The 24,147-nt window shown below is 72.8% G+C and carries 4 protein-coding genes; all 4 read right to left on the bottom strand.

Annotation, left to right across the window (positions count from 1 at the left end; translation table 11 throughout):
- Positions 1 to 17: 17 nt before the first annotated feature.
- Genes ACFYXM_RS29705 through ACFYXM_RS29690 form a run of 4 tightly spaced genes read right to left on the bottom strand, consistent with a single transcriptional unit; the run spans position 18 to position 23,987 of the window.
- A complete protein-coding gene (locus ACFYXM_RS29705) occupies positions 18 to 20,798 on the bottom strand; it encodes an SDR family NAD(P)-dependent oxidoreductase (protein ID WP_389293948.1) in 20,781 nt (6,926 codons plus the stop codon).
- Positions 20,795 to 22,834, bottom strand: coding sequence for an asparagine synthase (glutamine-hydrolyzing) (gene asnB, locus ACFYXM_RS29700; RefSeq protein WP_389293946.1), 2,040 nt, complete (start codon positions 22,832 to 22,834; stop codon positions 20,795 to 20,797). The genes ACFYXM_RS29705 and asnB overlap by 4 nt, the downstream gene beginning before the upstream one ends.
- A 16-nt stretch (positions 22,835 to 22,850) precedes the next feature.
- Positions 22,851 to 23,108 (bottom strand): phosphopantetheine-binding protein, encoded by a 258-nt coding sequence (locus ACFYXM_RS29695; RefSeq protein ID WP_351518206.1) that lies wholly within the window; start codon positions 23,106 to 23,108, stop codon positions 22,851 to 22,853.
- Between the two features lie 3 nt (positions 23,109 to 23,111).
- Positions 23,112 to 23,987, bottom strand: a complete 876-nt coding sequence (locus ACFYXM_RS29690) for an ACP S-malonyltransferase (protein ID WP_389293944.1) — start codon at positions 23,985 to 23,987, stop codon at positions 23,112 to 23,114.
- Positions 23,988 to 24,147: the final 160 nt, after the last annotated feature.

Here is a 24,147-nt window from a genome sequence, read left to right as displayed (position 1 = left end):
TCCCGTCGGTCGTGGCGTCAGCGCTCCCGAGGGTCGTGGCCGAGGGCGGACAGCCATCCGTGAACCGCGAGCGCGGTCGCCCCGGCGTGCTCTTCGAGCATGGAGAAGTGATCCCCCGTCACCTCCAGCAGCTCGTGGTCCACGGGCCATCCGGCACGCGTGCCGTCGCCGAGCAGGGCCGTGCTGTCCGCGGCCCGTACCAGCACGGTCGGGGTGGCGACCGGTCCGGGCCGCCAGCCGTCGAGCAGTTCCGCGTAGCACGCCATCGCGGTGAACTGCTCCTCGATCACGGGAAGTTGGGGGAGCTTTTCGAGGAGCCGCCGGGTCAGCACGCACATTCCGCGCGCCATGGCGGTGCCGGTCGACCGGGGTGTGTCGAGCAGCACCAGCGCGGCGGGAGGGGCGCCGGCCTTCTCCAGCCGCCGGACGACCTCGTGGGCGAGCCACCCTCCGGAGGAGTACGCGGCGAGCGCGAACGGCCGCTCCCCCAGGCGCCGGAGCAGTGTCGTCGCCAGTGTGTCCGCGGCCGCGTCCAGGGTCGCGGGGAGCGGCTCGCCGACGGCGTATCCGGGGATGGCGGCGGTCCACACCTGGCGCCGGCCGTGGAGTGCGGTGGCGAACTTCACGTACTGGTGGGCCCCGGTCGGGGCGACGAGGGAGGGCAGGCAGACCAGGGCCTGTTCGCCCGCGCCGTCCGACAGCCGCAGCGTGGCCGGCTCGGGCCCGTCCCCCGCCGCGAAGACGGGCCGGATCCGGGCGGCGACCGACAGGAGGTCGGCTGCCTGTTCCGGGCTGCCCGTCTCGACCGCCGTGCGGAGGAGACCGGCGGCGGGGCGCGCCGGTGACGCTGCCCGGGGCGCGTCCGCTCCGGGGAGCCGAACGGGAGACGGTTCGGGCGCGTCGGAGGTTCGGGAGGGGGGCGGTTCGGGCGCGTCGGGACGCAGGCGTGCGATGAGGCCGTCGACGCGGGAGCCGCCGCTCTTCATGAAGTGGGCGGTGAGTCCCTCGACCGATTCGGCGTCGAAGAGGAGGGTGGACGCGATGTCGCCGAGGTCCTCGCGCAGGGTGTTGGTCAGTTGAAGGACGAGGATGGAGTCCAGGCCGTAGTCGCTGAGCGGTGCCGAGAGCGCGATCCGGTCCGCGGGGATGCCGAGGGTCCGTGCCGCCTGTTCGCGGAGATACCGTGCCATCGTCTCCGCCCGCTCCTCCGGGGCGGGGCCGGTCGGGGCCCCCGTGGTCCTGGCGGGCTCCGTCGTTCCGGAAGCCGGTTCACGCGCCGGTTCGAGGGGCCGTTCAGGTGCCGGAACCGCATGCGGGGCCGGCGGCGCAACGATCCCGGGCCGTGTCCCGGTGCCCGTGGCCGTCCCCGTACCGGTTCCGGGACGCGCTCGCCGGGGTGCGGGCGTCGCGCGCTCCGGCGCGGACACCGCCTGCCGCACGATCCCGTCGCTCTCGGCCGCGATGATCTGCTGCCCGAGCTCGTGTGCCTGGGGCAGGACGAAGACGGACGAGCGGAATCCCTCGCTCTCCAGTACCCGTCGCCAGTTGCCGGGCGACAGCGCCGGCGAGCCCGGGATGCGCAGCGCGTGGTCCTCGAAGAGCCACCAGCCCTCCAGCAGCCCGAAGGTGAGGTGGCTGAAGACATCGAACGCGGCGAGCTCGTTCAGCAGAAGCCAGCCCCCGTCACGCAGCGCCGCCTTGGCGTTGCGGATGGTGTTGCGGGTGTCGCGCGTGGCGTGCAGCACGTTGGCGGCGATGACGAGGTCGTGGCCCCCGGCCTCCACGCCCTGCCCGGCGAGGGGCCGTTCGGCGTCGAAGCGGGTGTACTCGAGGTAGGGGACCTGTGGTCCGTACGCGGTGCGGGCGTGGTTCAGGAACGCCTTGGAGAGATCGGTGTACAGGTAGGTCTCGATGTGTTCCTGGAAGGGGCGCAGCGCGGCGAACATACCGACGCTGGTGCCGCCCGTACCGGCGCCGATCTCCAGGATGCGCAGACGTGCGCCGGGGTCCAGGCGCAGCCGTTCGGCCACGACGGCCGCGGCGGCGTCGGCCATGGCCCGGTTGTACAGGTCGGCGATCCGGTTGTTCCGGTAGGTGCCCTCGACGAGTGCGACGGAGCCCTGCGGGAACAGGATGTCGGTGGGCCGGGTCCTGCCGGTGAGGATGTCGGGGAGGGCTTGGAGGGTGGCGTCGAGGAGGGCGGCCTCGGCCTTCTTGTCGGGGTCCGCGGACCACCGCTCCCGGTACCGCTCCCACTCGCGCCGGGCCTCGGCCGGTGACGGGCCGGACGGTGGCACGACGCGGAGCGCGTGATCGAGCCAGGTGTCGTACCCGGGCAGGATTCCGGCGCGTTCGCGGAGTTCCGCGACCCGGGTGACGCGCTCGCGGGGGTCGGTGGTTCCGGGACCGGGCAGCACGCCGAGCGTTCCGAGGTGTGCGCGGAGCATGCGGGCGAGCAGCGGATCGCGTTCGGTCCTGCGCCAGTCGGCGACCGCGCGCAGTGCCTCGGGGTCGGAGGGCGCCCCGACACCGGCCCGGACCGCGTCGGGGGTGACACGGGTCCGCGCCCGCTCGTGGACGGTGATGCGTGAGTCCGGGTCGATGCCGGTGAGGGCGTCGGGCCGCCTCGACCTGACGAAGGCCACCTGTCGCTGCGGGCCGCCCAGGAGCGTGTCGAGGGCCCGCATCGCCTCGGGAGGCTCGATCGAGATCAGGCCCCAGCGCGCCATGCTCTCCCGGTGGAGCTGCGACGAGGCGCTGCCGGTGCTCCCCCACCAGCCCCAGTTCATGACCTTGACGGGGTACGGCCGGTGGCGGGAGAGGTGTTGGGCGTAGGCATCGGTGAAGGTGGATCCCGCCGCGTAGTTGCTCTGTCCGGCGGCCGTCGTGAACGACTGGACCGACGAGAAGAACAGCATGAAGTCGAGTGCGTCGTCCGTGAAGACCTCGGCGGTGGCGACGGTGGCGTCGACCTTCGCGGTGAGGGCCGCGCGGAGGGTCGGCTCGTCCATCCGGGCCAGACTCTGGTCCCGCAGCACCAGCGCCGCGTGGACCACTCCATGGATCCGCGGATGGTCGGCCTCGATCCGGGCGCGGGCGCGGCGCAGGGCGGCGGGGTCCGCGGCGTCGGCGGACATGTAGCGCACGTCTCCGCCGCAGGCGCGCAGTTTCGCTTCGATCTCGTGGTCGTGGGGGCGCCGTCCGATCCAGACGACGTGTGCGCCGTACCGCTCCACGACGTGCCGGGTCCAGACCACGCCGAGTCCGCCCGCGCCTCCGATCACGACGTACACGCCGCCCTGCCGGTACACCTCTTCCCGTGTGCCGGCGGGTTCGTCGGGCGCCCACCGCCGCACCAGCCACTGGCCTGCGCGGTGTGCGAGAGGGCCGTCCGAGGCCGGGAAGGGGAGCGTGAGGAGGTCGGCGGGCAGGGTGGTGGTGTCGAGGTCGGTCCGGCGGACGGTCCAGTGCGTGTATTCGTGCCCGAGCGATCCGAAGAGGCCGTGCAGCCCGGCGTGGGCGGGGGCCGTCGGCTCCGTGTCGTACGTGGCCAGGGCGCGCCGGGTGACCAGGGTGATGCCGAGCGGGTGGGCGTCGTGTCCGGTGCGCAGGAGCGCCTTGATCAGACGGAAGGCGGCGATGACACCGCTCTCCCGTGCCACGACGAAGCCGGCGGTGTCCGTCGGCGGGAGGGCCGGCGGGCCGTCCGGCGCGGTGTCCCCGGTCTCGGGGGCGATCCAGAGGAGGTGGTCGATCGGGCCGACGGTCCGCAGCCGCTCGGCCGTCTCGTCGACGGACGCCCCGGAAGCGAGGTCCCATGTCGTGACGCGTGGGTACCGGCCGGTGAGCGCGGCCCGTTGTCCGTCCGTGCCGCCCACGACGAGGACGTGGCCGGGGGCCGGGGCGCCGCCGTCCGTGTGGCCACTCGTGTTCGCGGGTTCCCATACCGGGGCGAAGAGTTCGGGCACCGGGTCCTTCGCGCGGCGCGAGGTGTAGCCGGTCATCCGGACGCACACCTGACCGACCTCGTCGACGAGGTCCACGTCGAGTCTGCTGAGCGGCGTGATCTCCCCCGCCGGGTCGGCGACCCGGATCACGGCACGCATCGACGCCCGGCACGGGGCCAGGATCTCCAGGCGGTCGAGCGCGAACGGAACGGCCGTTTCCGGCGGTTGGGCGCCGCCGGTGATGTGGAGCGCGGTCGACGCCTGGATGGCGGAGTCCATGAGGGCCGGGTGCAGGACGTACGGTGCGCCGGCCGGGTCGGCCTCGGTGGGCAGGTCGAGGACGGCGAGGACGGTGCCCTCACCGACGTGCGCCTCGCGGACGGCGCGCAGCGACGGGCCATGGACGATTCCCATCGAGGCCAGCGCCTCGCGGATGCGTTCGGCGGGCACGGTGCGCGTGCCGTCGGCGCGCGGCGGTGCGAGGTCGACGCGTTCCGGACGGGAGGTGTCCAGGACCGCCACCCGCCCCGTGGAGCAGACGACGGACGTGGTGGCGCCCTCGGCCCGCGAGCTGATCTCGAAGGTGAGGTCGCCGCCGGAACGAGCCGGTTTCACCAGGACGTCGACGGTCACGGGCCCCTGGTCCTGGACGAGGGGCCGTATCCAGGTGATGTCGCGCATCCGCAGCGGCGTCCTCGCGTCGACGCCGAGCGCCCGGGCAGCGGTTTCGCGCGCCATTTCGAGGTGGACGACACCCGGCAGGACGTGCTGCCCGCGCACGGTGTGGTCGCGCAGCACGGGTTCGTCGCCCTTGAAGACGGTGGTGGCACGCAGTGTGCCCCGCCCGTCCCCGGCGTCCCCGGCCGGGGACGTCTCGTGGATCAGCGGATGGGCCGCCGTCGGGCGGTGCGCCGTGGCGGGGGACGGTGTGGGCGGGTCCGCCGGGGGGACCGGTCCGGCCCAGTGGCTCTCCCTGGCGAAGGGATACGTGGGCAGCGGCACCCGCAGATGGGCTCCGGGGGCGAAGACCTTCCCGTAGTCGAGTGCCGTTCCCCGGATGAAGTGCCCGGCGAGGGCGGTGAGATCCGCGTGGTGGAGGTCGGCGGACGCGGTCCGTGCCGGGTCCGCGCAGCGGCGCAGTCGGTCGGCGCCCGCGTCGGCCTCGGGATCCGCTCCGGTCGTGCGCGTGCGCGTCGCGTGCCCGGTGTACGCGTCGGGTGCGTCGAGTCCTTGGTCGAGGATCCTCAGCAGCTCGGTGCGGTCGCGCGCCACGCAGGCGAACCGGTGGGCGAGCGCGGCCCTGCCGACGGTGAGCGTGTAGGCGAGGTCGCCCAGGTCGAGGGGTGTCTCACGGCGGCAGTGCGCCGCCAGAAGGGCTGCCTGCCGGGCGAGTTGCTCTCGTGAGTGGGCGGAGAGGAGGACGAGATGGGCGGGGCGCGTCGTGCGGCGGGTGCGGGTGGTGGGCGGGGCCTCCTCGATGACGAGGTGCGCGTTCGTCCCCCCGGCGCCGAAGGAGCTGACGGCGCCGCGGCGGGGACCGCCCCCGGAGGGTGACTCCCAGCGGTGGTCGCGCGTGCTCATGTAGAACGGGCTGCCTTCCAGGCGGATGGCGGCGTTCGCGGTCTCGAAGTGGAGCGAGGCGGGAATCCGTCGGTGCCGCAGGGCGAGGAGGACCTTGAACACACCGGCGACACCCGCGGCGAACTGGGTGTGCCCGATGTTCGTCTTGACCGAACCCAGCGCGCAGTAGCCGGATTTCGTGGTCGATGCCCTGAACGCCCGGTCGAGCGCCGAGAATTCGATGGGATCACCGAGGGGGGTGCCGGTGCCGTGGGCCTCGACGAGCCCGATGGTGCCCGCGTCGACGCCGAAGGAGGCATGGGTGTCGCGGAGCAGGCGCTCCTGCGAGACGGAGCTGGGCGCCGTGATCCCGTTGGTGGCGCCGTCCTGGTTGGTGCCCGAGGCGCGGATCACTCCGTGGATGTGGTCCCCGTCGGCCAGTGCGTCGTCGAGGCGCTTGAGCACGACCACGCCGACCCCCTCGCCGGGGACGAAACCGTCGGCGCGCCGGTCGAAGGTGTGGCACCGTCCGGTCGCCGAGAGCATCCCGGCGCGTCCGGCCAGTTCGTAGAGGCGCGGGGTCGACTGGACGAACACGCCGCCCGCCAGGGCCAGGTCCGTGTCGCCGGACCAGAGCCCGCGGCACGCCAGGTCGATCGCGACGAGCGAACTGGAGCAGGCGGTGTCGACGGCCAGCGCGGGCCCCTTGAGGTTCAGGTAGTAGGAGACGCGGGCCGGGGTGAAGGACGCCATGTTGCCCGTGAACGCCTGCGCGGGCGCGTGGTCCCCGACGATGTCCTGGTAGTCCCCGCTCCAGCAGCCCACGTACACGCCGCAACGGGCTTCGTCGAGCTGCCCGCCGGCGTGCCCGGCGTCCTCCAGAGCCTTCCACGACTCCTGCAGGAGCAGGCGCTGCTGCGGGTCCATGGCCGCGGCCTCGACTCCCGAGATCCGGAAGAACAGCGGGTCGAACTCGTCGATGCCGCGCAGGAATCCGCCACGCGTGCAGCGGGGCGATCCGTCGGGCCCGGCACCGGGGAGGTTCCAGCGGGTCGCCTCGGTGACGAGGTCGTCTCCGTCGACGAGGTGGGTCCAGAGTTCGTCCAGGGTGTCGGAGCCGGGGAACCTTCCGCTCATGCCGACGACGGCGACCGGTGGACGAGCGGAGGCGGGCCGGGAGGACGTGGGAGCGGGCGCGAAGGCCGGTGCGGGGGCCGGTTCCCGGACGGCGTCCGGGAGTACGGGTGAGGCCGCGTTCCGAGGGGCGGCCGGGGACGCGGCCGTTGCCGGAGGTGCGGAGAGGACCGGAGGTGCGGTCGGGGCGGGCCGTGTGGTCGGAGCCGGGGTCGGAGTCTCGGCCCCGATGTCCTCGTACTCCGCGAGCAGATGGGCGACGAGGCGGTCCGGGGAACTGTGGTCGAAGACCACGCCGGTCGGCAGATCCAGTCCGAACGTCTCGTTGAGCAGGTGCACGAGCCGGACCGCGAGGATCGAGTCGAGCCCGTGATCGGCGAACGCGAGCGCGCCGTCGAGCTCGTCCTGAGGCATCGCGAGTACGTCCGCGACCTTCGCGCGTACGGTGGCGCCGACGCGCCCCTCACGGGTGAGTCCGTCGGCGGTCGCGCCCCCGGTGTCCGGGGCTTCGGTCAGCGGGCCGCGGGTTTCCGGAGCGCCTGTGAGCGGGCCGCCGGTGGGTGCGGCGTCGGTGTTCGGGGCCTGTGCGGACGAAGCGTCGGAGTGAGGAGCGTCGTCCCGGGAGCGCGGCGCGGTGATCGGCGCGGCGGCGCCGGGCCCGGCTTCCCCGGCCGGCTCCAGGTCACCGATCCAGTACCGTTCCTTCGCGAACGGGTACGTCGGCAGGGACACCCGGCGGGGCCGCACCGGGTGCAGACCGTGCCAGTCCAGCTCCACGCCGTCGGCCCAGAGAGCGGCCAGCTTGTCGAGCTTCCCCGCCGCGGCCCACCGTTCGACGAGCAGTTCCCGCAGCTCGTCGTCGGCGGCGATCTCGGCGACGGCGCCCCGTGCGCTCGCCGCGCTCCCCCGGTGCAGGCCCGGCGCCCGTACCCCGTCCCCGGCCGTCGCGTAGCCGTCCAGTGCGTGCCGCAGTCCGGCGAGCGAGGAGACGGTCAGCGCGAGGCGTTCGCGCATGGCCCGGCGTCCGGTCCGCAGCGTGTGGGCGAGGTCCGTCAGGCTGATGTCCCGCCGCTCCGCGGGGTCGCGTTCACCGCGTTCCAGATACGCCGCCAGCCGTGCGGCGGCCTCGCGGAGCCGCTCCGGAGTCCGTGCCGAGAGCACGACCAACTGCTCGCCTCCTTCGGACACCGGCTCCGGCACGGTCTCGTCGGGCACGTACTCCTCGATCACGACGTGCGCGTTCGACCCACCCGCCCCGAAGGACGAGACGGCCGCGATCCGCGGGCCCTCGGACTCCCAGGGTTCCAGGGTGCGCTGGAGAAAGAACGGCGTCTCCTCGAACCGGATGCCCGGGTTCGGCTCCTCGCAGTGCAGGCTCGGGACGAGCGTGCGGTGCCGGAGCTGGAGCACGGTCTTGGTGAGGCCCGCGATGCCCGCCGCGGCCTCCAGGTGGCCGATCACCGACTTCACGGACCCGATGGCGCAGAACTGCTTGTCCCTGGTCGACCGCCCGAAGGCCAGTGAGAGCCCCTGCACCTCGATCGGGTCACCGAGTTCCGTTCCGGTGCCGTGCGCCTCGACGTAGCTCAGCCGTCGCGCCGGTGCCCCGGCCCTGGTCAGCGCGTCGTCGATCAGCTCCGCCTGCGCGGTCGGGCTGGGCACCGTGTAACCGTGGGTGCGTCCGCCGTGGTTGACGCTGCTCGCGCGGATTACGGCGAGGATCCGGTCCCCGTCCGCGAGGGCACGCCCGAGCGGTTTGAGGAGCACCGCCCCGACGCCCTCGCCGGGCACGAATCCGTCGCCGCCCTTGCCGAAGCTCCGCAGCTGCGGCCGGGTCGACAGCATGGTGGAACGGCACAGTTCGACGTAGTCGGACGGGTGCAGATACAGGTTCACCCCTCCGGCGACGGCGAGTTCGCACGTGCCCCTGCGCAGGTGCTCGCATGCCTCGTGGATCGCCGTGAGCGAGGACGAGCACATCGTGTCGATCGTGAGACTCGGGCCGCACAGGTCCAGTGCGTACGAGGTCCGCGCGCTGAGCGAGGCGAAGGAGAGCGACGGCACGACCGTCTCGCCCGACGGCAGGAGAGCGGCTCCGTGCCGGGCGTGGCCGGACTTGGTGACCCCGGCGAAGACGCCGACCCTGCGCCGGTGGCGGCGTGCCAGTTCCTCGGGGGTGTAGCCCGCGTCCTCGATCACTTCCCAGGCGGCCTGGAGGAACAGTCGCTCCTGCGGATCCATGGCGTAGGCGTCGCGCGGGGCGATCCGGAAGAAGGCCGGATCGAACGCGTCGAAGTCCTCCAGGAACCCGCCCCACTTGTGGTAGCTGCGGCCCGTGGCGATGGCCTTGGCACGGTCCGGTTCGTAGAAGCCGTCGAGCGGCCATCGGCCGGGCGGGATCTCCGTGACGCAGTCGCGTCCGGCCTTGAGGTTCTCCCAGAACTCCTCGATGTTCCCGGCGTGCGGGTAGCGCCCGCTCAGGCCGATGATCGCGATCGCCTCGTCGGGGCCGGGCCGTTCGGGACGGGCGGCCTCGTCCGGTGCGTCCGCCGCGGGCCGCGGCACCGTCGCCGTCATCACGGCGGCCGGCCCGGACGGGCCGTCACCGGCGGCGGGTAAGGACGCGGGTACGGGCACGGCTGCCGGACCGGCGAGGCGACCGGCGACGGCGCGCAGCGTCGGGAATTCGTAGAAGAGGGTGGTCGGGACCTCTCCGTACCGTGCGGACAGTTCCCGGTTGAGCTGAATGACCATGACCGAGTCGAGGGCGAGGTCGGCGAGCGGCCGGTCGGCGTCGATGTCCTCGGCGGGAAGGCCGGTGACCCGGGCGAAGGTCTCGACGACGGAGCGGAGGGTCTCCCGCTCCCGGCCGGCGTCGGCCGCCCCGTGCGCGGACGCGGGGACGGGTGCGGACTCGGGCAGGGGGGCGGACGCGGGTACGGATTTCGGTGCCGATTGCGGTACGGATGCTGTCGGGCGGGCCGGGCCCGGCAGTGGTACGGCCTTCGCCGTCTCGCCGTGATGCACCCAGATCCGGTCCTCGCCCGCCTCGCCGAGCCGCCAGGCCCGCAGCAGGGTCTCGATCCCCTCGTCCGACTCCATGGGGACCAGACCCCTCTCCCGTCGCAGGCGGGCGCGTGTCGCGTCGTCCACCGTCATACCGCCGTCCTTCCAGAGCGGCCAGGCGATCGCGAGGGTGTGCCCCGTTCGTTCGCCCGCCGCCACGCGCGAGTTGCGTACGGCCGCGTACGCGTCGAGGTAGGCGTTCGCGGTCGCGTAGTCGGCCTGACCGGGGTTGCCGGTGACGGCGGCACCGGAGGAGAAGGCGAGGAAGAAGTCGAGCGCCATCCGCGCAGTCGCCCGGTCGAGATGCACCATCCCGTCGGCCTTGGGCGCGAGCACCGCCTCCCACTGTTCCGCGGTCTTGTTCGGGAGCAGGCCGTCCTGGATCACGCCCGCCGCGTGGACGATTCCGTGGATCCGGCCGTTCTCCTCGACGGTGCGGGCGACGAGGTGGCGCACCTCTTCCCAGCGGGAGACGTCCGCGACGGCGTACCGGGCCGTGGCACCGGCCTCGCGCAGTTCGGCGAGCAGCCGGTCCACGCGTGCGTCCTGCGGCGACCTGCCGGCCAGTACGAGCACCGGGGCGTCGACGTCCGTGGCGATCCGGCGCGCGACCAGTGCGCCGATGCCGCCCGCCCCGCCGGTGACCAGGTACACGCCCCCGGCTCGCCAGGGCGTACGGGCGCCGTCCGGCGTCCTCGGCTCCCAGGTACGGACATGGCGTTCGGCGCCCCGGTGACGAACCAGTTCGTCCTCCGGCTGCCGTGCGTCGGCCGCGACGAGCTCCGCGACGGCGTCCGCGTCGTGTTCCCCTTCGAGTCCGACGACCTGGCCGGCGACCGCGTGTTCGAGGAAGGCGGTGCGCAGCAGTCCGGCGAGGGCCAGGCCGACGGCCCGATCGCCCTGGGCCGGGGTCACCACCTGTATGAAGGCGCCACCGTCGGGAGCCTCCCGGACCACTTCGCGGACGATCTCGAACACCTGCCGCGAGAGGTCGGTGAAGCGGCTTTCCGGTCGGGTCTTCGTGGTCCTGGCGGCGTGGCAGCGGGCGTCGGGCATCCGGCGCTCGACGGCGGTGCGCGCCTGCGCCGCGGTGTCGCACAGAATGACGGCGTGGTGCAGGTGCGGCTTCCTGTCGGCCGGGCCGGGTACGACGGGCCCGGGCATGGCGGGCTTCGGTGTCCAGCGCGGCACGAGCAGTGTCGTGCCGATCGACGCACCGGCTCCCAGGGCCGCGCCGTCGTCCCGGGCCCCGGCAGGCGTACCACCGGCCGCCGTGTCACCAGGTACCGCTCCGGCGGCCGTCCCACCGTGGATCGCCACGCCACCGGCCGGGATCCAGTACCTGTCGCGTGCGAACGGGTACGTGGGCAGGTGGGTGCGCGGCGGCAGGGCGGGACCGGACGTGCCGCCGTACAACGCGTGCCAGTCGGCATCGGCTCCACCCGTCCAGCGGGCGAGCGTCCCGGCGGCGTCCGAACCGCCGCCCGGTCCGGCGCCGTGCTCCGTGCCCGGGGCCGTGCGGTGCTCCGGGGCGGGCACCGTGCCGCCGTCGAGGAACGCCCGGAGCCGTTCGGCCAGTTCGTCGTGCGAGGCGACGACCCAGCCGGCCCGTTCGGCCATGGGCTCCCGCCCGAACTGGAGCGTCCGGCCGATGGAGCCGAGCGGGGCTGGGCGGGGCGTCTCCTCCAGGTACGCGAGCAGGTCCCGCGCCCGTTCGCGGAGTTGGTCCCGGGTGCGCGCGGAGAGCGGGACGACCACCCGGTTCCCGACGGCCATGTCCTGTGCTCCGCCGGTGTACGGGACCTGCCCGGTGTCCAGGGCGCGTCCCGTGTCCAGGGCGCTTCCCTTGTTTCGGCCGCGTCCCGTGCCGAGGGTGCCGGGCGCGACGTACTCCTCGACGACGACATGGCAGTTGGCGCCGCCGAAGCCGAAGCTGCTCACGCCCGCCCGCCGCGGCGCGGGCAGGCCGTGGCGGTCGCGGGGCCGCTCCCACTTCTCCCGCTCCCGCACGATGCGGAACGGACTGCCGTCGAGCTGTATGAACGGGTTGATCTCCTCACAGTTCAGGGTCGCGGGCAGGGTGCCGTGCTCCATGGCGAGCAGCACCTTGAGCAGGCCGGCGACGCCCGCCGCGGCCTCCAGGTGGCCTATGTTCGTCTTCACCGATCCCAGGCCGCAGGTGCGCCGGCCGGTTCCGCCCAGGCGTCGGAAGGCGGTCCGGAGGGCGCGCACCTCGACGGGGTCGCCCAAGGCCGTGCCGGTGCCGTGGGCCTCCACGTAGCCGATCGTGGCGGGGTCGGTGTCCCCCATCGCCCGTACGACGAGGTCGGCCTGTGCGGCGCCGTTGGGCGCGGTGAGCGAGTGCGCCCGCCCGCCGTGGTTCTCGGCACTGCCGACGATGACGCCCAGGATCGCGTCGCCGTCCCGTTCGGCGTCGGCCAGGGGTTTCAGCACGACGGCGCCGACGCCCTCGCCCCGGACGTATCCGTCGGCGTCGCTCGCGAAGGTCTTGCACCGCCCCTCCGGGCTCAGCATGCCCGCCCGTGCCGCGCTGACGAACGTGTCGACGCCGAGCAGCAGGTTGACCCCACCCGCGATGGCCGCGTCGCACGCCCCGGAGCGGATCGCCTCGACCGCCCGGTGGACCGCGACGAGCGAACTGGAGCAGGCAGTGTCGACCGGCTCGCTCGGTCCGTGGATGTCGAGCACGTAGGAGATGCGGTTGGCGAGCATGGAGTGCGCGTTCCCCGTGGAGGTGAACGCGTCGGGCGGGGTGCCGTGGGCGGAGAGCAGGGTCGCGTAGTCGGTGCCCGAGACGCCGAAGAAGAGTCCGGTGCTCTCCGGCAGACCGGCGGGGGTGTATCCGCTGTGTTCGAGCGCGTTCCAGACCGTTTCGAGGGCCAGCCGGTGCTGCGGGTCCATCAGTTCGGCCTCGCGCGGCAGGATCCGGAAGAACGCGGCGTCGAAGGCGTCCACGTCGTCGAGCACGCCCGCGTGGCGGGGGAAGTCGGACGATTCCACGAGCCGTGCGTAGGCGGCGTCGTAGCGGTGGAGGGGGAACGCCGTGACGCTGTCCCTCCCCGCCAGCAGGTTCGTCCAGTACGTGGGCAGATCGGGGGCGTCGGGGAAGCGCCCCGCGGCGCCGATCACCGCGATCGGCAGGGGCGGCGCGCCGGGCGCGGAGCGCGCGGACGCCGTGCGCGCGGGCACCGCCTCCACCCGCTCCTCGGCCTCCACCCGCTCCCCCGCCTCGGCCCCGTCGCCGGCTCCGGCGTCGGGTGCGGCATCGGGTGCGGTCTCCTCGGCCGGGCCCGTCGGGCGGGAACGCTCGTAGGCCGGGCGCAGGGTCTCCCCGTACTCCGCGACGAGGTGCCTGCCCAGCGACTCGAATGTGTTCAGATCGAAGAAGGCCGCGGGTGTCAGGTCTACGCCGAGCCGGTCGCGCACCTGCCCGGCCAGGGCGACGAGCGAGATCGAGTCGAAGCCGAACGCGTCGAACCCGGTCCGCGCGTCGAGCTCGGCCGCCTCGTACTTGAGGATGCCGCTCGCCATGTCCCGCAGTTCGTCCACGGCGAAGGAGACGAGGTCGTCCCGGACCTCCCCGGCCGGTTCCTCCCCTGGTCCCCGGCCGGTGTCCTCCGCGCCGGCCACGACCCGCGCCGCTTCCGCGGCCGGGCCGGTTCGCGGCGCCTCGCCCTCGCCGCACCACAGATCGGACAGCACCACGACCAGCTCGCCCTTCCCGTCGAGCAGCGCGACGCGCCCGCCGAGCCCGTCCGCTCCGCCGGTCACGTCGAGGACGACGTACCTCACCGCGTCCGGGATGTCGCTCCCCGGCGCGAAGAGCCGGATCTCGTCGATCCGACGGGGAGTCGTGCGTGCCCAGTCCGGTGCGCCGAGGCGCTTCGCCTCGAACTGGAGGCCCTGCGCGACCGCGGCGAGGACATGTGGCGGGAGGGTGACGTTCGGCCGGACGTGATCCCGTAGCAGTTCGGGCGGGAGGACGTCGAGCACCAGCCGTCCGTCCGGCATCCGGTACGCGCTCTCGGTGCCGTTGCGCTCCGGCACGTAGCCGAGTGCGCCCTCGGCGAGTTCCGCGAGGAACGCGGTGCGGGAGAGCGTGGCCACGGCGTCGGCCGCCAGGTCGCCGGCACGCAATCGCCTGTACGGTCCGGCGCCGGTGGCCCCTGCCCCGAAGGCCCCGGTCGCGGCTGTGCGGGCGGGGTCACCGGCCCGTACGTCGAACTCCGCCACGGCCACCCGCGTTCCCCGCGCCTCCTCCACGAACACCGTGCCCGAGGCCGTCTTCCGGTCGGCGGGGTCGAGGACCGTCACCAGCCGGGCGGCGGCCCTCCAGTCGGCCGGGGCGAGGAGACGCAGCCGGCGTACGACCGCGCCTTCGGCGAATCCGGAGACCCGGGTGACGGCGAGCGCCAGTTCCACGGCGAACGTCGGCACGATCCCCGGCGTGCTGTCCCGTCGCTCCCCCGACGTGTATCCGTAGTCGAGGAGGTCGTCGAGGTGCACGTCGAGCACATAGCGCGGCCCGTCGACGTCCGACGCGTTCTGGCCGAGCAGCGGATGCAGCTTCTCGCGCAGGGCGAGCGGGGCGATCACGGTCGGCGCACCCGGCTCCGGGGCCGTCCAGCAGCGCACGCGCTCGAAGGGGTACGGGGGAAGCGGGACCCGCCGCAACGCGCGGGGCTCGTCCTCGGCCTCCCGCCAGTCGACGCTCCTGCCGCCGACCCACGCCCGTGCCAGTGCGCACAGGCCCTCGGACGCGGGGTCGGTGCTCGCGAGTGCCGGGCCGAGGTCGCGGTCCCCCGCAATACAGCGGTCGAGCGCGGCCACGGCCTCGTCCGCGGTCCTCGCGAAGAAGGCCCAGCGGCACGGGAGTTCGTTGCGGCCCACGCGGAGTGTGAAAGCGACCGAGGCGAGATCCGCGGGCTCGTGCGAACCGGCCGCGAGGTGGGCCCGGAAGCGGGCGAGCCATGTCTCCAGAACGGCGTCGTTCATCGCGGAGAAGACGAACAGTTCCTCGCGCCCGTCGCTTCCGCCGTGCGCGGCGGTGTCCGCGCGCGTGTACTCCTCCACGATGATGTGCGAGTTCATCCCGCCCGCGCCGATGGAGGTGATGCCCGCGCGCCGGGGATGGCCGACGCGCCGGCCGTCGACCGTCGTCACCACGGGCTCCCAGTCGGTGAGCCGGCGCTGGAGACGGAACGGTGTGCGGGAGAAGTCGATGTCCGGGTTGATCACCTCGCTGTGCAGCGAGGGCGCGATCCTGCCCTTCTGGAGCTGGAGGAGCACCTTCGTGATGCCGATCATTCCGGCGGCATGCAGGAGGTGTCCCATGTTCGACTTGACCGAGCCGATCGCGCAGAACCCGGTGTCCTGCGTGTACGTGCGGAAGGCCGTGGTCAGGGCCTTGACCTCGATCGGGTCGCCCAGGGACGTCCCCGATCCGTGCGCCTCGACGTAGCCGATCGTCCGTGGGTCGATGCCCGCGTCGTCGATCGCCTTCTGGATGGCGCGCGCCTGCATGCGCGGGCTGGGGACGGTGAACCCGTTGCGCACGCCCGCGTTGGCGAGGGCGGTCCCCTTGATGACCCCGTACACGTGGTCGCCGTCGCGTTCGGCCTCGACGAGCGGTTTGAGGACGAGGGCGCCGACGCCTTCCCCGAGGATCGTCCCGTCCGCCCCCACGCCGAAGCTGCGGATCACCTCCGAGGTCGTCGTCGTGAAGTGCTCGTGCGACGAGGTGATGAGGTTGTACGGGTGCAGCAGGAGGTTCACCCCGCCCGCCACGGCCATCCTGCACTCGCCCGCCCGCAGCATCTGCACGGCCTGGTGCACGCAGGTCGAGGACCCGGAGCACATGGTGTCCACGAAGAGGGAAGGACCGGTGAACCCGTAGAAGTACGACACCATGTTGGGGAGCGTCGCCGTGTAGCTTCCGGTCGCCGCGGAACCGCGGACGAGGCTGTTCTGGAAGCCGTACAGGCCGTAGTGGTTGCTCATCGAGCCGGCGAGGACGCCCACGTCGCCGTCGTACCGCCGCTGGATCGTCTCGCGCGAGTAGCCCGCGTCCTCCAGGGCGTGGACCGCGGTCTGGAGGAACAGGCGCACCTCGGGCGACATGGCCTCCGCGTCACGCTTCGAGATGCGGAAGTAACGGGGGTCGAACATGTCGATGTCCTGCAGGAACGTGCCGGTCCGGATGGAGCTCCTGCCGAGGACGCTCCGGTCGCGGCTGTAGATCGCGTCGTGGTCCCAGCGTTCGCGCGGCACCTCGCGGAACTCGTGGCGGCCCTGTTCGAGGATCGGCCACAGCTCGCCCAGTGTCTCCGCGCCGGGGTAGGTCCCCGCGACGCCGATGACCGCGATGTCGTGCCGGGCGTCGCGGTCCCGGGCGTCGTGCCGGGCGTGCGCGGCGTCGACGGCCGGCACTCGGGCGGTGCGGGCGTCGGGAACGGTCGGCGGTTCGACGGTCACTCGGGCCTCCGGTGCGTCCGGGACGGGGGCGGCGGGAACCGGTGCGCCGTCCCGTGCGTGCGGCACGTCCCGCGTCTCGGCTGTGTCTCGTACCTCAGGTGCGTCTCGCTCGTCCGGCACGTCGCGCCCGTCGTGTGCGCTGTGGGCGGGGTGTGCCGGATCCTCGGCGTCGAGGACCCGGGGAAGCCGGTCGGCGTGCTCCTCGACGAAGTAGCCGGCGACGCCCGCCAGCGTGGTGTGTTCGAAGAAGATGGTCTTGGGCAGCGGGCCGAAGAACACTTCGAGCGACGCCGTGGTCTCCAGGATGCTGAGCGAGTCGATCCCGTAGGCGATGAGATCGACCGTCTCGTCGATGGTCCCGGGATCACGGTGCAGCACCTCGCCCACGACCCGCCGCAGCAGATCGGTCGTACGCCGCGTCAGCTCCTCCCCCGTGGCAGCGGCGAGGGCGGGAACGGCCGCCGCCACGGGGGCGGGCGGGTCCGTCGGTACGGCGGCGGGAGCGGTGGTGAGCCGTGCGGAGGCGCCGTACGCCACCACGAGGTGCGCGGGGCCGTCGCCGAGCACGCGGCCGAGGAGACGGAGCCCGGCCTCGGTCGGGAGCGGTTCCCAGCCGCGTTCCCGGCGCATCGCTTCCCTCGTCACGTGGTCGACGCTCATACCGCCGTCGGCCCACAGCGGCCAGCTGACGGCGACGGTCCTGCCGCTCCGTTCCCCGGCGTCGGCCAGTGCCCGGCGGTGGTGGGCGAAGGCGTCCAGGAAGGCGTTGGCCGCCGCGTAGTCCGACTGCGCCGGATTGCCGAACACCCCCGCCACCGAGGAGAAGACGACGAAGAAGTCGAGCGCGGTGTCGCGCGAGGCGGCGTCGAGGTTGAGCACCCCGTCGACCTTGGGCGCCAGCACGGCGCGGAGGTCGGCCGCGTCCTTGGTGTAGACGTACGCGTCCCGGAGGACGCCCGCCGCGTGGACGATGCCGTCGAGCCGCCCGTGCTCCCGCTCGATGGTGCGCACGGCGCGCTCCGCCTCGTCCTTCACCGCGACGTCGACGGGGAGGTGGTGGGCGTCGACGCCCGAGGCGCGCAGCTCCCGCACGGCCGCCTCGCTCGCGGCGCCGGGCGCCGACCGGCCGCTCAGGACGACGGTGACCCCGGCGCGCCGCCCGAAGTAGCGCGCGGTGTGCAGCCCGAGGCCGCCCAGACCGCCCGTGATCCAGTACACCCCGCCCTCCTTGAGCGGCGGGATCGCGGGGCCCTCGGTCAGGTCGACCGCGACGGTGCGTGCCGCATGGCGTGTTCCGTCCGTGACGTGGCGGATCTCGCAGTCGGCGCTGTCGTCCGCCGCCTCCGCGCGCAGGATCTCCGCGATGCGTTCCGGCGGCGCGGCGTCGAGTTCCGCGACGCGGACGACCCGGCCACAGACGCGCGGGTTCTCCAGGACGACGGTTCTGAAGAGTCCGACGAGCGGTGCGTGCACCTGCCTCGGCACCCGGTCGTCCACCAGCACCACGAAGCGGTGCGGGGTCCGGGGGCTCGACCTGACCACCTCCGCCACCTGCCCGAAGACATGACCGGTCGTCGCGGCGACGGCGTCGGCGACGCGGCCCGGTACGAGGTCGGGCAGGCGCGCGGCGGTGAAACCGGTCATGCCCGTGAGAGTGTCCAGATGGGCGGCGGCCCTCCCGCCGAGGTGGACGTGGACGTGCGGGGCCTGCGCCGCGTCGGGGCCGGACGGGGCCGGTGTCCACTCCGTGGTGGCCGTGACGACGCCCGTGCCCGCGGCGGTGTCCCGCCTCGCGGACGGGGTGCGCTGCACCAGGCCGCGCAGCCGGGCGGTGACGGCTCCCCCGGCGTCGCACAGGTCGATGTCGAACACGTCGAGCGTGCTGTGCCGCGCGCGGCGCCGTACCCAGGCCCAGGTCTCGGACGGGCAGGGGCCGTGGACCGTCAGGTCCTCGAACGCGAACGGCATCGGCGGGCCGTCGGCCCGTCCGTCACCGGTCTCCGCCAGGAGCAGGAGCGAGGACTGGAAGGCCGCGTCCAGCACGCTCGGAGGCAGCACGAATCCCGCCTCCGTGCCCTGGCCGTCCCCGGGTGCGCCGATGCGGGCGAGGAGTTCCCCCTCGCCCAGGCGGATCTCCCGCAGTCCGCGCATGGCCGGTCCGTACTCCAGCCCCCGGTCCCGGAAGGCGGCGTACACGTCCCGCGGGACGCGCTGCGTCGGGCACGCGGCCCGTATCCGGTCGAGATCGAGCCGTTCCGGTTTCCCGTGGTCACCGGTCTCGGCGGTGCCCGAGCAGTGCACCGCGGCCGTTCCGGCGCCGGTGGAGATCTCGAAGGCGAGCGCGCCGCCGTCCTGGGACGCGAGTCCCACGGTGGCCTCGACCGGTGCGTCCCGCACCACGATCGGGCGCCGCCAGACGACGTCGCGCAGCCGGACGGCGAGCGGCCCTCGCTCGTCGCGTCCGGAGGCGCGCGCCACCGCGGCGCGGACCAGTTCCACCTGGGCGGCGGCGGGCAGCACCCGCTCGCCGCGCACCACGTGCGAGGCCAGGAAGGGCTCCTGCCCGTCGAAGACCGCTCCGAGGCTCCCGCCCTCGGGGCCGGCCCCGCCGTCACGCAGGAACGGGTGGGCGGCGGCGACGGGCGGAGGCACGGCCGCCGCCCCGGCGTCGCGGCCCGGGGCCCTGAACCAGTGGCGCTCCCGGGCGAACGGGTACGCGGGCAGGGGCACGCGCCGGGGCCCCGTCCTTTCGCCGCCCCGGTGGCCGGACGGCTCCGCCCAGTCGGCGGTGGCGCCGTCGGCCCACCGCTCCGCCGCTTCCACCGTCCCGTCCGGGTACCCGTCCGCGCCGCGCACCGAATCGCCCACGAGTACCCGGACGGTCTCGTCCGCACCGTCGATGAAATCCCCGAGCAGGGTGACGAGTTCGTCCCGGCCGGTCACCACGAGGGCCACCCGGGCGGGCATCTGTTCCCGGCCGACGCGCAGGGTGTGTGCGACGTCCGCGAGCGTCGGCGCGGCCCGCCCCCGCAGATGGGCACGCAGTCGGCGGGCGACGGCCCGCAGGCGTTCCGGGGTCCTGGCCGAGAGGGGCACGAGCTCCGGGCCCCTCCCGGACGCCGCGACCGTCGGTCCCTCGTCCGTGAGGTGTTCCTCCAGCACCAGGTGGGCGTTGGTGCCGCCGAACCCGAACGAGCTGACCCCGGCACGGCGCGGCGGAACGGTGCCGTCCGCCCTCGCGGGCGGCGCGTCCCAGGGCCGGGTGTCCCGGACGATGTGGAACGGGGTGCCGTCGAGTCGTATCAGTTTGTTCTGCTTCTCGAAGTTGACGGTCGCGGGCAGTACGCGGCGGGCGAAGGCGCTGATCACCTTGGCGATGCCCGCGACGCCCGCGGCCCCTTCGAGGTGTCCGATGTTGGTCTTGACCGAGCCGATACCGCAGGCGTCCGGGCGGGCGACCGTGCCCTGGGCCGCGTGCAGGTTCCCGAAGGCGCGCTTGAGGGCCATGATCTCGATCGGGTCGCCCACCGGTGTCCCCGGGCCATGTGCCTCGATGTAGCCGACGGTCTCGGGGCGGATGCCGGCCCGGGTGTAGAGCCGCTCGATGAGCCTGGACTGCGCGGCCGGGTTGGTGACGGTGAGGGAGTTCGTCCGGCCGCCGTGGTTCGTCGCGACGCCCTTGATGACGGCGTGCACGGTATCGCCGTCCTCGACCGCCCGTGCAAGGGGTTTGAGGAGCAGCACGGCTCCCCCTTCGCCGCGGACGTAGCCGTCGGCGCTCTCGTCGAAGGCCCTGGCGCGGCCGGTGCGGGACAGCATGCTCGCCTGGCTGAAGGCGACGAAGTGCTTTGGCGACCAGATCAGGTTGACGCCTCCGGCCAGGGCCAGAGCGCAGTCGCCGCCCCGCAGCGCGCGGACCGCCTCGTACACGGACACCAGCGAACTGGAGCAGGCCGTGTCGTTGGTGATGCTGGGGCCCTGGAAGTCGAAGTGGTAGGAGATGCGGTTGGCAATGATCGAGTACGCCGTGCCGGTGGGGAAGTAGACGTCCGTCCGCACTCCTTCGCGTTCCATCAGCTCCGCGTAGTCGGCGTGGCAGACCCCCATGAAGACGCCGGTCTCCGTCCCGGCCAGCGCGCTCGCCGCGTACCCGGCGTTCTCCACGGCCTGCCAGGCGAGTTCGAGGGCGATGCGCTGCTGGGGGTCCATGCTCTCCGCCTCGCGCGGCGAGATGCTGAAGAAGTCGGCGTCGAAGCGGTCCGCGTGCTCGATGAAGCCGCCCCAGACGCTGTTCGTCTTCTGGGCGCCTCGCCTCGGGTCCCCGAAGTAGTCCTCCTTGGACCAGCGTTCGGCGGGCACCTCCGAGATGAGCGAGCGTCCGGCGACGAGATGTTCGCCGAACTCCTCCAGGGTGTCGGCACCGGGGAACCGCAGGGCGAGTCCGATGATCGCGATGTCGTCGGGCGCCGGGACCACGTCCTCGCGGCCGGGGACCGCGTCTTCGTGCGCGAGGGCCCTGTTCTCGGAGGCCAGGGCCTCGTCCTCGGGCGCGGGGGGAACTTCCTGGTGCGCGGAGGTCGGTTCGACCGTGCTCATCGGACTCCTTCTGCGCGGGGGAGGACGGGACGGGAGGACTCCGGCCCCCGGTTCTTCCGGTGGTCGTGGACGGTCCGGATGTGCATGCCGCCCCCGCCGGGGGCGCTCCGGTGCCCTTCCCGCCCTCTCACGAACCGGTGGTCGAGGACGGCGGTGGAGAGCAGGTAGAGGAACGCCTGGTCCTCCTTGGTGCTGATCTGCCGGTCGGGCGTGGTCATGATCTTCGTCGCGAGTCTGCGCGCGAACACGGGATCGACGCAGTCGATCTTCGCCAGTTCCGTGTCCGAGAGGATCAGGTCCAGGTAGTCCGGCCGCTGCTCCTTGAAGACGCTCGCGCCCGGGGCCCGGTACGGCTGCTTGCGCCGCTTCAGGCTCGACTCCGGCAGCTCCCCGTGAAACGCCCGCTTGAGGATCGCCTTCTCCTCGAACCCGTTGTCGAACCGCAGGTTCACGGACGCCGCCGCCCGCACCACGGCCGGGTCGAGGAAGGGGCAGCGGTTCTCGACCCCGTGCGCCAGGCTCATGCGCTCGCCCTGCGTCGACAGCAGATAGCCGGGCAGCAGGGTCTTGTACTCCAGCCACTGCGCCTTCTGCACGGGGCTCAGCGCGGCGTAGCCCGGTGTCGTCCCCGTGAGCGCGAGCAGGTCCGCGAAGGGGTCCTCGCGGCGCTTCAGCAGGCGTGCCGCGAACCGCCCGTTCTGGTAGCGCAGTTCGTGCGAGAAGAGGCCGGGCAGGCGTTCCACCGAGAACTGCTCGAAGAGACCTGCCAGTCGCGCTCGGTTCGCGGGGCCGAAGTGGCTCAGCTCCGGATGCAGGTTTCCGATCCTCTTCATCCGCTCGGCGTCCGACAGTTCGTTCCACTCCGCGCGCACCAGCGTCTCGCGGAACAGCGAATAGCCGAGGAACGCCTCGTCGGCGCCCTCGCCGGTGAGGACCACCCGTATGCCGGCGTCCCGGACGTGCCGCGCCAGCAGGTACATCGGGACGAACGCGGTCCGGAACGCGGGCACTTCGGCGTGGTAGACGGCCGACGGGAAGGTCCGCGCGATGTCGGCGCCGGACACGGTGATCGACGAGTGGAGCGTCCGCAGGTGCGAGGCCACGACCTGCTGACTGCCCGACTCGTCGAAGGCGGCCTCCTCGAACTGCACCGAGAAGGTGCGCACCTCGTGGGAGGAGAGGTCGGTGGTCAGTTTCGTCACGATCGAGGAGTCGAGCCCGCCGCTCAGGTAGACCCCGACCTCGACATCGCTGCGCAGCCTCATCTCCACGCTCTGCCGCAGGGTTTCGCGCACGAACTGCTCCGCTTCGCGCGCGGATCCCGTGAACGCTGGTGTTTCCAGGGCGAGTTCCTCGTAGTGGTGCAGTGAGGTCCGGCCGCCGCGGACGACCATCCAGCTGCCCATGGGGAGCTGACGGATGCCCTGGAACGGGGACCGGTCGGGCAGCGGTGTCCAGGCGGCGAAGGTGGAGGCGAGTTCGGCGGGGTCGAGTTCGAAGCGGAAGCCCGGGAACGCCTGGAACGCCTTCATCTCGGAGGCGAAGAGGAACGCACCGTCCCGGTCGCCCCCGCCGCGCGTGCGGTCGGCGTAGAACAGCGGGCGCTTGCCGAATCTGTCGCGTGCCAGGAAGAGTTCTCCCGACACCGCGTCCCGGATCGCCACGGCGAAGGCGCCGTTGCACCGGGGCAAACATCCCGGGCCCCACTGCATCCAGGCCCGCAGGAAGACCTCGGTGTCGGAGCGGGTGCGGAACCGGTGGCCGAGTCCGCGCAGTTCCTCGCGGAGTTCGACATAGTTGTACAGCTCGCCGTTGAAGCAGATCCAGTAGCGTTCCTCGGGATCCGCCATGGGCTGCGCACCGTGGGAGATGTCGATGATCGCCAGCCGGACCGTGCCCATGGCCATGCCGTCGCCCAGGTAGTAGCCCGCCTCGTCCGGTCCTCTGTGGCGGATGAGCGACAGCATCGAGGTGATGACCTCGGGCGCGGCCCCGGCGTCGAGCGACGGCGAGACGAACCCAGCGATTCCGCACATGCGGGGTCTCCTTGCTTCAGTGGTCGTCGCGCTCGGCGATCTTCTTGGCCACGAAGGCGTCGATGGCTTCGAGCGAGGTGAAGACGTTCGCGATGAAATCCTCGTCCGTCATGTCGAGCGAGAAGTCCTTTTCGAGAGCGCTCAGGAGCTGGACGTACCCGAAGGAATCCATCACCCCGGCCTTGAAGAGATCGCTCGCGGCCGTCAGCTCGTCGTCGAACTCCACGAGGAACTGGTCCTCGACGAGTTTCTTTATGTGCCCCGCTCGGTCCATCTCTCACACCGCGCTTTCGACTGGTTGGCTGTGGGTATCGGACTTCATCAGGCTCCGCACCATGCGGGTGAGGGAACGGCCGCCCATCTCCTCGCACTCCAGCCCCGTCCCCAGGGAGAGGAGATGACGGACGCTGTCGGCCCACCGGACCGGCTCGACGAGCTGTCTGCTGAGCATGGAGGGGATCGTGTCGCGTTCATGGGGGCGCGCGCTCGCATTGGAGATCACGGCGGTCCGGGGTTCCGCGAACGTGAACTCCCCGAGAAACTTCTCGAATTCGGCGCGAGCGGGTTCCATGTGCCGGGAGTGGAAGGCCGCGCCGACCCGCAGCGGGGCGTGGCGGATGCCCCGCTGCTTCAGTGCGGCGTGAGCCGCGCGCAGCGCCTGGTCGCTGCCGGCGATGACGACCTGGGCGTCGGTGTTGAAGGCGGCCAGGTCGATTCCCTCGACGCCGTCCTCGGCCAGGGCGTCGAGCAGGCGCGCGGGCGGGACGTCCATGACGGCCGTCATCCCGCCGCCGGTGGCCGCGGCCATGAGTTCGCCGCGCCGCTTGACGAGTCTCAGCCCCGTCTCGAAGTCGAAGACCCCGGCGGCCAGGAGCGCGTTGTACTCCCCGAGGCTGTGTCCGAGGTAGCAGTCGGCGGGCGGCTCCTCGCGCCGCTCGCGCTCGAACGCGTGCAGCGCGTTGACGGTGTAGAGCGCGGGCTGTGTGCACTCCGTGCGGGAGAGCATGTCGTCCGGATTGTCGCGGCAGAGCGCGACGAGGTCGTAGTCGAGGAGGTCGCAGGCGTACCGCGTGAGGCCGGGATAGCGGCCGAAGACGTCCGCGCCCATGCCCCGGAACTGCGAGCCCTGCCCCGGGAAGAGAACCGCCAACACCGTTGTGCCTCCCTGGTCCGCGCCGGATGGCCCGCGCCACCGGCGGCGCCGTGCCCATGCTGCGCCACACCCCTTGCCGCGCGCTGGCCGGAATTCTGTTGCCGGTCCCCCGCGCCCGCCGTCTCCCTTGCCATTCGCTTGCGGATCACTTGCCGGTCCC

It is taken from the genome of Streptomyces sp. NPDC002476 (assembly GCF_042889785.1).
GTDB lineage: Bacteria > Actinomycetota > Actinomycetes > Streptomycetales > Streptomycetaceae > Streptomyces.
This window is presented reverse-complemented; position numbering and strand designations above follow the sequence as displayed.

Coding starts and splice junctions, on each gene's coding strand:
- ACFYXM_RS29695 (WP_351518206.1), bottom strand. CDS start 23,108: ATGGACCGAGCGGGGCACATAAAGAAACTCGTCGAGGACCAGTTCCTC.
- asnB (WP_389293946.1), bottom strand. CDS start 22,834: ATGTGCGGAATCGCTGGGTTCGTCTCGCCGTCGCTCGACGCCGGGGCC.
- ACFYXM_RS29705 (WP_389293948.1), bottom strand. CDS start 20,798: ATGAGCACGGTCGAACCGACCTCCGCGCACCAGGAAGTTCCCCCCGCG.